The organism is Pectobacterium wasabiae CFBP 3304, from assembly GCF_001742185.1.
Classification (GTDB): Bacteria; Pseudomonadota; Gammaproteobacteria; order Enterobacterales; family Enterobacteriaceae; genus Pectobacterium; species Pectobacterium wasabiae.
The window spans coordinates 2728821-2743397 of record NZ_CP015750.1 but is presented as its reverse complement, the minus strand read 5'-3'; the positions used below and the strand labels follow the sequence as shown (position 1 = coordinate 2743397).

At 52.3% G+C, this 14577-nt stretch carries 11 protein-coding genes and 1 riboswitch; of the genes, 7 read left to right on the top strand and 4 right to left on the bottom strand.

The window, feature by feature from the left end:
* The first annotated feature begins 651 nt into the window (after positions 1-651).
* Positions 652-2295, top strand: a complete 1644-nt coding sequence (gene fumA, locus A7983_RS12415) for a class I fumarate hydratase FumA (protein ID WP_005971917.1) — start codon at positions 652-654, stop codon at positions 2293-2295.
* A 332-nt stretch (positions 2296-2627) separates the two neighbouring features.
* Here fumA and norR read toward each other — a convergent pair whose 3' ends face one another.
* On the bottom strand, positions 2628-4166 hold the full coding sequence (gene norR, locus A7983_RS12410) for a nitric oxide reductase transcriptional regulator NorR (protein ID WP_005971914.1): 1539 nt from the start codon (positions 4164-4166) through the stop codon (positions 2628-2630).
* A 167-nt stretch (positions 4167-4333) separates the two neighbouring features.
* Here norR and norV point away from each other — a divergent pair, with 167 nt between their 5' ends.
* The 3 genes from norV (at position 4334) to tehB (ending at position 7978) form a co-directional block, all read left to right on the top strand.
* Positions 4334-5863 carry an anaerobic nitric oxide reductase flavorubredoxin gene (gene norV, locus A7983_RS12405; protein WP_005971911.1) on the top strand — a complete coding sequence of 510 codons (1530 nt, stop codon included), beginning with the start codon at positions 4334-4336 and terminating at the stop codon, positions 5861-5863.
* Between the two features lie 7 nt (positions 5864-5870).
* Entirely contained in the window at positions 5871-7010 is a 1140-nt protein-coding gene (norW, locus tag A7983_RS12400) for an NADH:flavorubredoxin reductase NorW (protein WP_039477951.1), read from the top strand.
* A gap of 107 nt (positions 7011-7117) precedes the next feature.
* Complete coding sequence (tehB, locus tag A7983_RS12395; RefSeq protein ID WP_005971906.1) at positions 7118-7978, top strand: SAM-dependent methyltransferase TehB; 861 nt, start codon at positions 7118-7120, stop codon at positions 7976-7978.
* A 76-nt stretch (positions 7979-8054) separates the two neighbouring features.
* Here tehB and ribB read toward each other — a convergent pair whose 3' ends face one another.
* A complete protein-coding gene (gene ribB / locus A7983_RS12390; RefSeq protein WP_005971904.1) occupies positions 8055-8708 on the bottom strand; it encodes a 3,4-dihydroxy-2-butanone-4-phosphate synthase in 654 nt (217 codons plus the stop codon).
* A gap of 127 nt (positions 8709-8835) precedes the next feature.
* Positions 8836-9035, bottom strand: a riboswitch (FMN riboswitch).
* A gap of 186 nt (positions 9036-9221) precedes the next feature.
* Between ribB and ubiK the strand changes: the two genes are divergently transcribed.
* On the top strand, positions 9222-9503 hold the full coding sequence (gene ubiK / locus A7983_RS12385; protein WP_005971902.1) for a ubiquinone biosynthesis accessory factor UbiK: 282 nt from the start codon (positions 9222-9224) through the stop codon (positions 9501-9503).
* Positions 9504-9615: 112 nt separating this feature from the next.
* On the opposite strand, the gene yjeH is transcribed toward ubiK, so the two are convergent.
* Both yjeH and zipA read right to left on the bottom strand, forming a co-directional pair.
* Entirely contained in the window at positions 9616-10869 is a 1254-nt protein-coding gene (gene yjeH, locus A7983_RS12380; protein ID WP_005971900.1) for an L-methionine/branched-chain amino acid transporter, read from the bottom strand.
* Positions 10870-11024: 155 nt separating this feature from the next.
* Positions 11025-12074, bottom strand: a complete 1050-nt coding sequence (gene zipA / locus A7983_RS12375; protein ID WP_005971897.1) for a cell division protein ZipA — start codon at positions 12072-12074, stop codon at positions 11025-11027.
* Between the two features lie 224 nt (positions 12075-12298).
* Between zipA and cysZ the strand changes: the two genes are divergently transcribed.
* Together cysZ and cysK are read left to right on the top strand one after the other, a co-directional pair.
* A complete protein-coding gene (gene cysZ, locus A7983_RS12370; protein WP_005971895.1) occupies positions 12299-13090 on the top strand; it encodes a sulfate transporter CysZ in 792 nt (263 codons plus the stop codon).
* A 163-nt stretch (positions 13091-13253) separates the two neighbouring features.
* On the top strand, positions 13254-14222 hold the full coding sequence (gene cysK / locus A7983_RS12365) for a cysteine synthase A (RefSeq protein WP_005971893.1): 969 nt from the start codon (positions 13254-13256) through the stop codon (positions 14220-14222).
* Positions 14223-14577 lie beyond the last annotated feature (355 nt).

Here is a 14577-nt window from a genome sequence, read left to right as displayed (position 1 = left end):
TCACTTAAGCCTCATTTTAGGAGAAACACGGGGATGAGGTTCCCATAGGGACACCTCGCCCTGTGGTCACTCCATGTATCTCGGCACTTAAACGATCGGTATTAGCCGATAACGGTTCCTTTATATCGCCAATTAATAGCATTAAAGGTTAAATGGTTATTATTTTTAATCTCACCGTTTACTTTACTTAATTAAGCCAATTAAAAGAGAAATATTTTTACGCTCAATCTTGCCCGCATAGTAGATAGGGTGACGCGTTTCCTGTGGAATCCTCACACGGCAAATCGGCGCGGCACAGCGGCTTCGCTCGTCTACCGCAGGGAAAAAAATAACCTGTCACATCATTATTATTGTGATGTACCAAAGTGGTACTTCCCGACAAAAAACCATACTATTATGGTGTTTATACCCTAAATAATTCGAGTTTCAGGAAGGCGGCAAGAGAAGGAATCCCGATGAGCTTACTCAGGTAAGTGATTCGGGTGACTGAATGCAGCCAACGCACATGCAACTTGAAGTATGACGGGTACACTACTTTTGTATTCGAGACATCCCTGTAGTGCTGCGTAATACGCCTTACCTTAATAATAAGACGTTGAATCCTATAAAGGTCGGAATTTATTAATTAATGCCATTGCAAGTGAGAAAAAAATGTCGAATAAACCCTTCTATTACCAAGATCCTTTTCCACTCAGTAAAGATGACACCGAATATCGCCTGCTGAGCAGCGATTTTGTCTCTGTCGCTAAATTTGAAGGTCAGGACATCCTGAAAATCGAGCCAGCCGCGTTGACCTTGCTGGCACAGCAAGCCTTCCATGATGCTTCTTTCATGCTCCGCCCCGCTCACCAGCAGCAAGTTGCCGATATTCTCCACGACCCGGAAGCCAGCGAAAACGATAAATACGTTGCCCTGCAATTCCTGCGCAATTCAGAAATTTCCGCTAAGGGTATTCTGCCAACCTGTCAGGATACCGGTACGGCGATCATCGTCGGCAAAAAAGGCCAGAACGTGTGGACTGGCGGTAACGATGCCGAAGCGCTATCGCATGGCGTGTACAACACATTCATTGAAGACAACCTGCGTTACTCGCAGAACGCCGCGCTGGATATGTATAAAGAGGTCAACACAGGCACCAACCTGCCTGCGCAGATTGATCTCTACAGCACCGAGGGCGAAGACTATAAATTCCTGTTCGTCACTAAAGGCGGCGGTTCAGCCAACAAGACCTACCTGTATCAGGAAACCAAAGCGCTGCTGACACCGGGTAAGCTGAAAAGCTTCCTGATCGAGAAAATGCGTTCATTGGGCACAGCGGCCTGCCCGCCATACCACATCGCGTTTGTGATTGGCGGCACCTCGGCAGAAACCACGCTGAAAACCGTTAAGCTGGCCTCAACCAAGTACTACGACGAACTGCCGACCGAAGGTAATGAACATGGTCAGGCGTTCCGCGATGTGGCGCTGGAGCAGGAAATTCTGGAAGCGGCGCGCGATCTGGGTCTGGGCGCACAGTTCGGCGGCAAATATTTTGCACACGATGTGCGAATTATCCGCCTGCCGCGCCACGGCGCATCGTGTCCAGTCGGCATGGGTGTGTCCTGTTCCGCTGACCGTAACATCAAAGGCAAGATCAACCGCAAAGGCGTCTGGCTGGAGCAGCTAGAGCAAAATCCGGGCAAATATATCCCTGAGCACCTGCGTGAAACGGGCGAAGGTGATGCGGTTAAAATCGACCTGAACCGCCCAATGACCGAGATCTTGAAGACGCTGTCGCAGTATCCGGTATCCACCCGCCTTTCCCTGACCGGCACCATCATCGTGGGTCGTGACATTGCTCACGCCAAGCTGAAGGAGCGTCTGGATAACGGCGAAGGCCTGCCGCAGTACATCAAAGATCACCCGATCTACTACGCCGGCCCGGCAAAAACGCCGGAAGGTTACCCATCGGGTTCATTAGGCCCAACGACCGCAGGCCGCATGGATTCCTACGTTGATTTACTGCAAGCCAACGGCGGCAGCATGGTCATGCTGGCGAAAGGCAACCGCAGCCAGCAGGTGACCGACGCGTGCCATAAACACGGCGGCTTTTACCTCGGCAGCATCGGCGGCCCGGCTGCAATTCTGGCGCAGAACAGCATCAAGAGCCTGACCTGCGTGGAATACCCAGAGCTGGGAATGGAAGCCATCTGGAAAATCGAAGTCGAAGATTTCCCTGCCTTTATTCTGGTCGATGATAAAGGCAACGATTTCTTCCAGGTGATTCAGAGCGCCAAGTGCGTGAAATGCGGTTAACTCACCTCTGCTGTGATTAGAGGTTAGGAGATATTTCGTGTGCCAACGCCCCGATTTTCGGGACGTTCAGACCGTTGACAAACCTATTTACCGAACGAAAACGGGAGTAACGGAATAGAAGAGTAAAGCGTTTGCGCCAGGGACAAAAACGTCAGGAACGTTTTTGAACGTCGCTAGCGACGGCCCTGCAAGGGTGAATCTCAGGGATGAGATTCATATCTGCGCAACTCGGGCTTACATGGACGTACTTGCAGCGTCTTTACGATCTATCCGTTACCCCCGCTCTGCGGGCTTTGTCAGCAACCTCAGCGCCCCGATTTTCGGGGCGTTTTTTATTTGATGCCCAACCGCTTCGCTAGGCGGTGCAGGTTGCCGCTGTCCATTTCCAGTTCTCTTGCGCAGGATGACCAGTTGCCTTCGTGGCGCGCCAGCGTTTGTTGGATGATCCGACGCTGATAGTCATCCGTTGCCTCTCGCAGGCCGCCGCTGATGAAATACGCGGGTACCGTGTCGATAGCACTCGATGAACCGGAGGTCGCATGAACAGGCTGGGAGGGAAGTTCAAGATTGAAATGCTCAGGGCCTAAAAGCACTTCGCCCGATTCCTGCCCCGCTCTCGCCAGCACGGTGGCGCGATAAATGGCATGTTCCAGTTCACGTACATTACCCGGCCAGTCGTACTGCTCCAACAGCGCCCCCGCTTCCGCGGTTAACGCCAGACGCGCCAACCCTAACTGCGCACGACTGCGCTCACAGAAGAAACCGGCTAACAGCGCCACATCCTGACTACGTTCGCGCAGCGGCGGTACAGACAGCGGGAACACGCTCAAGCGGTGGAATAAATCGGCACGAAACGCACCATCCAACACCGCTTGCCGCAGATCGCGGTTGGTCGCCGCCAGCACACGCACGTTCACTTTCAGGCTGCTGTCATCCCCCACGCGCTGTAGGTCGCCATACTGCAATACGCGCAGCAGTTTCGCCTGTAGCGTCAGCGACAATTCACCAATCTCATCTAAAAACAGCGTACCGTTATCCGCCATTTCAAACTTGCCGGTTCGATGGTGAATCGCACCGGTAAACGCCCCTTTCACATGGCCAAACAGTTCGCTCTCCGCCACCGATTCAGGCAGCGCGGCACAGTTCAGATAGACCAAAGGATGATTCGCACGACTGGAACCATGATGGATCGCCCGCGCTACCAGTTCCTTACCGACGCCAGTTTCTCCCATGATCAATACGTTCAGATCGGAACCTGCGACGATATTCACCTCTTTCTTCAACCGCTGCATCGGTTCCGATAGCCCAACCATTTCCTCCACGCTTTCCGCCGCCGGACTTTCAGCCCGCACCGGTGCAGGTAACTGCCGCTCAAGACGCTCCATCAGCAGCGCATTACTCAGCGCCGCCGCCGCCATCGCTCCCACCAGCCGCAGTTCTTCATCACTAAAATGGTCGAACTGACAAGGGTCCATGCCGTCTACGGTCAGCGCACCGATCAGATTTTGATTGGCAAACAGCGGCAGACCAACGCAGGCGTGCACCTTAAGATCCTCTTGGCTGGGGATCAGGCCGTCATATGGATCGGGAAGCTGGCTATCCGCCGGAAAACGTACCACGTCGCCTGCACGAGCAATCGCCTCTAACCGGGGATGATCGGACAGACGGAAACGACGCCCCAGCACGTCAGGTGCTAGCCCGTCGATCGCCAATGGGCGGAACAACTGATTTTCGTAACGCAGCAGCGCCGACGCATCACAGCGCAGCAACTGACGTAGGCTGTTGATCAAACGCTGAAAGCGATCCTGATTCGACAACCCCATTTGCAGTTCGATAGCGATGCGGGCAAGAGCGTTAATGGAGAGCGTCATGGTGTGTCCTAATGACATTATCTGTGTCATTAAGACAATAGATGAACAATGTCATTTTGACAATAGTTATTTATTAAATCTTTATAAATCAACACAATAAAAACTGGCACGCTTCCTGCAATCTCTACAACATATTTTCCCGCATATGATTATTGAGGTTTCAGAACATGACGATTCACGTTAAGAACAACATCCACTGGGTTGGGCAACGCGACTGGGAAGTCCGTGATTTTCACGGTACGGAATACAAAACGCTGCAAGGCAGCAGCTACAACAGCTACCTGATCCGCGAAGAGAAAACCGTGCTGATCGATACCGTCGATCACAAATTCAGCCGCGAGTTTGTGCAGAATCTGATGGCAGAAGTGGATCTGAACACGATTGATTATATCGTGATCAACCACGCCGAAGAGGATCATGCCGGCGCGCTGAGCGAGCTGATGGCGCGTATTCCCAATACGCCAATTTATTGTACTTACAATGCGATCGATTCCATTACCGGTCATCATCACCATCCTGAGTGGAATTTCCATACGGTCAAAACCGGCGACACGCTGGATATCGGTAACGGCAAGCAATTGATCTTTATCGAAACACCGATGCTGCACTGGCCGGACAGCATGATGACCTACATGACCGAGGATGCCGTGCTGTTCAGTAACGATGCGTTCGGTCAGCACTACTGTGATGAGCACCTGTTTAATGACGAAGTCGATCAAACCGAGCTGTTTGAGCAGTGCCAGCGCTATTTCGCTAATATCCTGACGCCGTTCAGCCGTTTGGTGACTGCGAAGATCCACGAAGTGCTGGGCTTTAACCTGCCACTGTCGATGGTCGCGACCTCGCACGGTGTGGTATGGCGTGACGATCCGGCCCAGATCATTCACCTGTATCTGAAGTGGGCAGACAGCTATCAGGAAGATCGCATCACGCTGTTTTACGACACCATGTCCAATAACACCCGCATGATGGCCGACGCCATTGCGCAAGGTATCAACGATGTCGATCCCGGCGTAGCGGTAAAAATTTACAACGTCGCCCGTCACGACAAGAACGAAATCCTGACGCAGGTCTTCCGTTCGAAAGGCGTGCTCGTCGGTTCGTCCACCATGAATAATGTGATGATGCCGAAAGTTGCTGCCATGTTGGAAGAGATCACCGGCCTGCGTTTCCAAAACAAGAAGGCTTCGGCGTTCGGCAGCTACGGCTGGAACGGCGGCGCGGTAGACCGTGTGCAAACCCGTCTGATGGATGCCGGTTTTGAAACCACGCTGGCGCTGAAAACCAAATGGCGTCCTGACGGTTCAGCGCTAGAAATTTGCCGCGAGCACGGTCGCGAAATCGCTCGTCAGTGGGCGCTGCATCCGCTGGATGATACGCCTGCTCGTCGCGTCATTTCGCCAGTGAAACCGACCCCAGCCGTACCGCAAGCCGCAGCCGCCCCACAAAATGTGAGCGCCCCTGCCGAAAGCGCCTGTGGATGTAATGAAGTCGCTGCGCCACGGTCAACAGCACAGCCAACCACACAGTCAGAAAGCGGCTGTATGCTGTGCAGCGTCTGCCAGTGGATCTACGATCCGGCACTCGGCGAACCGATGCAGGATGTCACACCTGGCACCATGTGGTCAGATGTTCCAGACAGCTTCCTCTGCCCGGAATGTGGGCTGGGTAAAGACGTTTTCAATCCGATTCGCTAAGGAGAGGATGATGAAAGATATCGTGATTATTGGCGCGGGCTTTGCCGCCCGCCAGCTCATCCGGCAGCTACGCAAGCTGGATGCGCACTGCCCTATCCGCCTGATTACTGCCGACAACGGCGATGAGTACAACAAGCCGGATTTAAGCCATGTGATGAGCCAGCAGCAGCACGCCGACGATCTGACCAAGATGCAGGCCACCGCATTTGCCGAAGAAAACCGTATTACGCTGCTGGCCAATACGCGCGTTACCGCAATTGATCGCAACACACAGCAGGTCATCTGCGGTGCGGATCGTTACGATTACCACAAGCTGGTGTTCGCAACTGGGGCCAGCGCCATCGTGCCACCGATTCCGGGGCGCGAGCACATGCTGACGCTCAATAGCCAGCAGGAATACCGCACCCACGAATCCCGACTCTGGCAGGCCGAACGCGTGCTGGTGCTCGGTGCCGGACTCATTGGCACCGAACTGGCGATGGATCTGAGCCGCGCCGGAAAACAGGTTACGCTGGTTGACTGCGCCAGCAGCATTCTACCTGCGTTGATGCCACCCGAAGTCAGCGCACGGCTACAATTCACACTGACGCAGCAGGGCGTTTCGCTGCTGCTAAAGACGACCGTGCAGCAGTTAGAGAAAACCGAAACGGGCGTGCAGGCGATATTTACCGATGGCCGCACGGTCGAAGTGGACGAAATCATCTCTGCAATCGGTTTGCAGGCCAATATGCAACTGGCGAAAGTGGCAGATTTGGCGGTGCGGAAAGGCATCCAGACCAATGCACAGTTACAGACCACCGATCCGCAGATTTATGCGCTGGGCGACTGTGCGGAAATTGGCGGTAAGTTGCTGCCTTTCCTGCAACCGATTCAACTCAGCGCCATCGCGCTGGCGAAAAATCTGCTGGGAGCCAATGAGACGCTGGCACTGCCGCCGATGCTGGTTAAAATCAAGACGCCGCTGTTCCCCCTACAGATGGCTGGTGATACCACTGGCGACGATTTGCATTGGCAGCAGGAATGGAACGAGCAGGGTATGGTGGCGAAAGCGCTGGATGGTCAGCAAAAGCTGCGTGCCTTTGTGGTCGGCGGCGAGTGGATGAAAGAGGCGTTTCCGCTGCTGCGACAGCTTTCCACTACCGTTTGACACTGAAAAACAAATAATGCATTTAAAATACATATTTTATAGCCAGCCTGCGCGCAGATTTATAGAATACGGTCATAGTTATTTGAAATTTACACACCGAGGTGAAGATGCAAGATCTCATTTGTTATAAGAAGATGCCGCAGTGGAACAACCAGACGCTGCCTGCCGCGTTTCAGGAAAAGCACAACACGCAGGAAGGCACCTGGGCAAAATTGATCGTGTTGAAAGGGGAAATGACCTTTTCCATGCTGACTGAAGACGGCGAGACGCTGGAAACATTCCAGTTCTCCGAGCAGAACCAGCCACCGTTTGTTGAGCCGCAGGCGTGGCACCGCATCGTCTCGTTTTCTGACGATCTGGAATGTCAGCTCAGCTTTTTCTGCTCGGCGGAAGATTTTTACCATAAAAAATACGGTCTGACGCGCACCCATTCCGAAGTGATCAACGCGGTACAGCACATCAAACCAGGCAAAACGCTGGATTTAGGCTGTGGTGGCGGGCGTAACTCGCTGTATCTGAACCTGCGTGGGTTTGACGTAACGGCCTGTGATAAACACGAGCAAAGCATTGATTCGCTGAATAATATCATCAAGAGCGAAGCGCTGGAAAACATCCGTGCGGGCGTTTACAACATCAATCTGGCGGAAATCAAAGAGCAGTACGACTTTATCCTGTCGACCGTCGTATTGATGTTCCTGGAACGTGACCGTATTCCACACATCATCAGTAATATGCAGGACAGCACCGTTAGCGGCGGCTATAACCTGATTATCGCCGCGATGTCGACGGAAGATTGTCCGTGCCCAATGCCCTTCTCATTTACTTTTAAAGAAGACGAACTGAAAAACTATTACGCCGATTGGGAGATCCTCAAATATAACGAGGATATGGGTGAATTACATAAGACAGACGCGCAGGGTAATCGCATCAAGTTGCGTTTCGCTACGCTGTTGGCAAGAAAGCCCTAAGCCGCTGAAAATATAAGTCATAAAATACGAAAGGGCCGATTAATTGGCCCTTTTGTCTACATGATATCCGCGAAAATCAGCTAGCTTTGCGCTCTGCCGCAATGCGGTAAGCGACCAGATCTTCAATCGTCAGCACCAGCATATCGTGCTGTTTGGCAAACGCGATCACTTCCGGCGCGTGCGCCATTGAGCCATCATCGTTCGTCAGTTCACACAGTACGCCAGACGGCTTCAGGCCCGCCAGCGTCATCAGATCAACCGTTGCCTCAGTATGACCACCGCGCGTTAATACGCCACCCGGCTGGGCGCGCAACGGGAACACGTGGCCTGGGCGATTCAGATCGCTCGGCTTCGCATTATCCGCAATCGCAGCACGAATGGTGGTCAAGCGATCCCCAGCGGAAACCCCCGTCGTCACGCCTTCGGCGGCTTCGATGGTTACGGTGAACGCCGTTTGGTAATGGCTGGAATTTTTCTCCACCATCATCGGCAATTCCAACTGCTGGCGACGCTCTTCCGTCAGGCACAGGCACACAATGCCACTGCCGTGACGGATCGTCAGCGCCATTTGTTCAACGGTCATGTTTTCAGCGGAGAAGATCATGTCACCTTCGTTTTCACGATCTTCATCATCCAGTACCAGCACACCGCGGCCATGACGCAATGCATCAAGTGCGCGTTCTACGCGTTCGGTAGGATTGCCAAATTCAGAAAGTAATGTCTGATTCATGGTAAAAAACCTCAATGTTATTATGAATTACCAGAATCAGGGCGAGCTTGAGGAGTAACCACTACCACTGGTTGCATAGTAATGGCTAACAAAAATAACGCGAGCGGGCATATAGCCCGACAGATACCGTTACTCTCTCCCATCCGGACTCTAACCGTCGGCTCCGGAATTACACCGGATCTGCTGACCTGACGTTGCGAAACCGGCAATAAGAACCGGAAAACACAGCGTAAGCGCTCGCGGGCTTCCAGTGCGCAGAACCTTATTCGTTCATACGTTCACTGGTTTACCGCCGGTGGGGAATTACACCCCGCCCTGAGAATAAGCGGATTTACTATAACGCTAATACCTCGATAGGGCAATTGATCCGCTGCAGGAAATAGGGCAAAACGTATGCTGGAATACAGTAAAATTATGCTGAATATGTGCAAAGCAGATGTCGGATTTCGTTTATAGGCATTACACTTGCTCTTGCTATAGTATTTACTTACATAACCTAATCAGGAAAGCGACATGATTGACCCAAAGAAGATTGAGCAAATCGCCCGTCAAGTGCATGAATCCATGCCAAAAGGTATCCGGGAATTGGGTGATGATGTGGAGAAAAAAGTTCGTCAGGTCTTGCAGGCACAACTGACCCGACTGGATTTGGTGAACCGTGAAGAGTTCGATATTCAGACGCAGGTTCTGCTCCGCACGCGCGAGAAGATTGCCCGTCTGGAACAGCGTCTGACCGAGTTGGAAGCAAAATTGTCTGCGGAAGAAAAACCGGCCGCCGTAGCGGAAAACGATTGATCGTCACCCGATGCAGCGCCCTGTCCAGGGCGCTGCTCAATTCCAGACACGGCAACAGCAGCAGTTCTTCAGAACGAAAAATTTCACACCGCAGAATGTCAGAAAAAAGAACTCAGTGAGAAACCAGTTCAACGTGCCTGCGCGGCAAAAACAGCCATAGTACGGCCAGCATGATTAACGCATACAGCGATTTCCAGCCGATCATCAGCAACAGCGCACAGCAGAGTATGCCTCCGATTACAGCCATCACTCTGGCCTTTCCTTGCAGCAAACGCCATCCCGCTAGCATACACAGCAGATAGATCAGTACAAAAATGCCGTTCGCGTACACAATCAGCATGTCCAACGGTAGCCTGAGCCAGTAAATCACCAGGCAACACACCAGACAGCAGGTCACCACAACCGACAGCGCATTCACTGGTGCCTGCCCTGCGGACAGCTTAGCCAATGCACTGCCTTTCGGCGCCTGCGACCAGACTAAACGGGCAAACCCCTGCGTGTAGATATTCACGCTGGCAAAACAGGCCAGATACCCGACAAAGCAGGCGATCCACAGCGCGTGCTGACCAAACAATTGCACGACGATCCCCGGCAGTGATGCCGTTGCGGCAATCCCTTCCCCATAAGCCTTAAAATGCAGTACGGCGACCGTGCATCCCCAATAAACCGCACCTGCGACCAGCATGCCGATGAGTAAAGCCCGTGGAAAATCCCGCTCTGGCACCCGAAACTCCGTCGCCATATGCGCAAAAGCTTCAAGGCCAACGAAGCACCAAAACATGACCGCCAACGCGCCGAAGGTGTTAGGCCATGACAATTCATTCACCGACGGCCAAGGGATATGCGCAGGCGTGATTTCTCCCTGCCACCAGATTGCGGCGACTAATCCCACCACCAGCAGCGCGATGACGATCTGAATGTTGGCACTCGATCCTGCACTGCGCAGGCCAAGCAGCCAGATACCACCCAGCGTCAGCAACTGTACGCAGAGCAGCCCCAAATCGCTCCAGCCAAATGCCGCCTGCCAGAATCCGGCAGCAATCTGCAAGGCCGCCGGTAGCCCAAGAGGAATAACGGAAAGGAATAGCCAGCCGGTCACACGCGCCATACGCGGCCCGAAGGCCAAATTAACAAAGTGCGCAGCACCGCCCGCATTAGGAAAATGTTGCCCCAGCGCAGCGAAGCCAATGGCAATAGGAAAAACAAACAAGATCAAAATCGGCCATGCCCACAGGCTGTCTTGCTGTGCCAACTGTGCGACCAGCGCAGGAACCGCAAATACCCCAGTCCCCAATAGCGAGGTAGAAAGCAGCCCAACGCCTTGAATCAGGCCAAGCTCTTGTTTTAATCCTTTTGCTTCACTCACAACATGTCACCCTTTTCTTACTTTTTTACACTACTGCCAGAGCAAAGGATAAAAAAAAGCCTCCACTAACGGAGGCTTCTCTCTCACCCACTGCATTCACAAATTTCATGCTTTCACATACGCTTTTTATGCTTTCACATAGATAGATTGTGCTATCAGGCGTTGGCTTTCAGCACGTCGCGAATACGGGCTTTGTAGGATTCAACCTTCTGCGGCGTCATCATACGACGCTCATCATCTTGCACCACGCCGCCGACATCGTCAGCAATACGCTGCGCAGACTGTAACATCAGTTTAAAGTTTTGGCCGGCATCGCCATAAGACGGCACCATCATGAAAATGGACACGCCGGGCGTCGAGAATTCGGCCATCGCATCCACGTTAAACGAACCGGGTTTCACCATATTCGCCAAACTGAACAACACTGGCCCTGCGCCAGCCGGGTTCACATGACGATGGAAAATGTTCATTTCACCAAACTGGAAGCCAGCCTGAAGCAGGCTTTGTAACAGCACCTCACCGCCAATCACTCCCCCCTGATGCGCCACCACGTGCAGCACCAGAACGGCTTCTTTTGCCGCGGCGGGTTCAACCGGCTCCGCAGGTTGCAGAGGCTGCGCGGGCTGAACCTTCTCATGCAGTGAATGCGTTGCAGGTTCCTGTGGCGCTGATGGCGGTGCATCATACGCAAATGGCTCACGCGGAGCAGCAATATTGGGCTCAGAAACAGAGGATTCTCTGAACTGCGGAGCCGTCTCACCGCGCACCTGCGCACGTGACGAATCTACTGGCGTCGCTTCATCCAACAAAGGGTCATAAGACGAAACGGGAGACAGATTCTCAAACGGCGATTTCGCCGCAGAACGAACGTCTTCGCGTGCACTATGGTGATGAGACGACGCGTTGTCAGACGGCGCGTTATCAAAGGACGTACCGCCAAATGAAGGCTCATTCTGCTCAAAGGACGTACCGCCAAATGAAGGCTCATTCTGCTGCGAGCGAGCCCCCTTCACGCGAACTTCGCCAACGCCTTCGTCCAGATCGTCAAGCGGCGCTTCATCCCGCGTTTTCTTTGCTCGTTTAACCGGGCGGTCACGAAAAAGGGACGAGCGCTCTTTACGGCTAGTCCACAAGCCGTGCAGTAAAAGCGCTATTATAGCGATCGCGCCAACAACGATTAATATCAGACGCAAGTCCTGCATCATTGCTATCCCAATTGTTCTAACAATACATTGCCACCACGGCAAATACTTATACTACTAACTCTATTTGCCTGAGTACACAAGTGCAAGCCTGCGCGGTACTTTATGGCAATAAAGATAGATAGAACGCATTTTTTTGCTGTTTTTTCATCCAAATATAGGCTAGCCAGCATAAGATCATCCCGATATGATGCCTCAACAAACAAATGACTGAGAACATTGTCACAATGTCTTCCGAAAAACCGCCTTACGGCAATACAGCAGACCAAACTCGCAGTGGTATACACTATTTTCTTGCCGGATGGCGTCTGATCTCACTACCTGGCATCCGACGTTTCGTTATTCTTCCTTTACTCATGAACATCGTGCTGATGGGCGGCGCTTTTTGGTGGCTTTTCACCCGGCTTAATAACTGGATCCCTCAGATCATGAGCTATATACCGAGCTGGCTGCAATGGCTCAGTTACCTCATTTGGCCACTCGCCGTACTCTCCATATTGCTGGTATTCAGCTACCTATTCAGCACTATCGCCAATTTTATTGCCGCCCCGTTTAACGGCTTATTGGCAGAGCAGTTGGAAGCAAAATTAACCGGCCAAACGCTGCCGGACAGTGGCATACTCAGCATTGCCAAAGACGTCCCGCGCATCATGACGCGTGAGGTCCAAAAGCTGACGTATTACCTGCCACGCGCGATTGTATTGTTGCTTCTCTATTTCATCCCCGGCATCGGACAGACTGTCGCCCCGCTTCTGTGGTTTCTATTCAGCGCGTGGATGCTGGCGATTCAGTACTGCGATTACCCTTTTGATAACCACAAAGTGGGCTTCTCCACAATGCGGCAGGCATTACGCCGCCACAAAGTCACCAATATGCAGTTTGGCGCATTGGTCAGCCTATTTACGCTGGTGCCTTTCTTGAATCTGGTCATCATGCCCGTTGCGGTATGTGGTGCGACGCAGTTGTGGGTGGATCGCTATCGGGATCTGTCCGCGACGCTACCGAAAACAGCACCATAAAAAGACAATGTACATGGGTTGATCATGGCAAGTGTTTTCTATTGTAATGAAAAGATATTTCTTAAGAACATAACGATATAGCAATTCTTTACTTCACTGAAAAGTGTGAACGAGTATTCTCTCTACGTTCGCAAAAATTTCATACAGTTATTAAGGACAGGCTATGAGCAAGATCTACGAAGACAATTCTTTCACAATCGGCCATACGCCGCTGGTTCGCCTGAACCGTATCGGCAACGGACGCATTCTGGTTAAAGTGGAATCCCGCAACCCCAGCTTTAGCGTAAAATGCCGTATCGGCTCCAACCTGATTTGGGATGCAGAAAAGCGTGGCGTTCTCAAACCAGGTATTGAACTGGTTGAACCTACCAGCGGAAACACAGGGATTGCCCTGGCCTACGTCGCAGCCGCTCGCGGTTACAAACTCACGCTCACCATGCCAGAAACCATGAGCATTGAGCGCCGTAAGCTGCTGAAAGCACTGGGTGCCAACCTGGTGCTGACCGAAGGCGCGAAAGGCATGAAAGGCGCGATCGCCAAAGCGGAAGAGATTGTCGCCAGCGATCCAAAGCGTTATCTGCTGTTGCAACAGTTTAGCAACCCGGCTAACCCAGAGATCCACGAGAAAACTACCGGCCCTGAAATCTGGGAAGATACCGATGGTCAGGTTGATGTCTTTATCTCTGGCGTCGGTACTGGCGGTACGCTGACCGGTGTAAGCCGCTACATCAAAAACACCAAAGGCAAAGCCATTATCAGCGTGGCGGTTGAACCTACCGACTCACCGGTAATCACTCAGGCGCTGGCAGGCGAAGAACTAAAACCCGGCCCGCACAAGATTCAAGGCATCGGAGCAGGTTTTATTCCTGATAACCTGGATCTGAAACTGATTGACCGCGTAGAAAAAGTCACGAATGAAGAAGCGATCAGCACCGCGCGCCGTTTGATGGAAGAAGAAGGCATTCTGGCCGGTATCTCTTCTGGTGCAGCCGTTGCTGCCGCGCTGAATTTGCTCAAAGAGAAAGAGTTTGACGGTAAAACTATCGTCGTTATTCTGCCTTCTTCCGGCGAACGCTACCTCAGCACCGCACTCTTTGCCGACCTGTTCACCGAGCAGGAACTGCAACAATAGCCACGTCGCCCCCTCGAACACTAAGTAAACAATGTGTTAAAAAAGCACCTATTTAGGTGCTTTTTTGTGGCACACTTCAAACTTTCCACCACATACAGATTGCTTTTCCGCATCAGGTTTAGTATTTAACCAAGCAATTATTTTGATGCGTGAAATTAATATCCGACAAATGCCACGCCTCATTACCTTGTTTGTTCCCCGCGCACGATAGCCACATCGCCGTTTTGCGACCGGGGTTAAGATAATGGGTGGCGGAATCTGCGGTGTTTGATGGTATTTTATTCAGGAAATACGTTTGACGGTTTTCTTGTCGCATCGTGGCTCGCCCCTGTAACATAAATCAGGCGCTAACCAA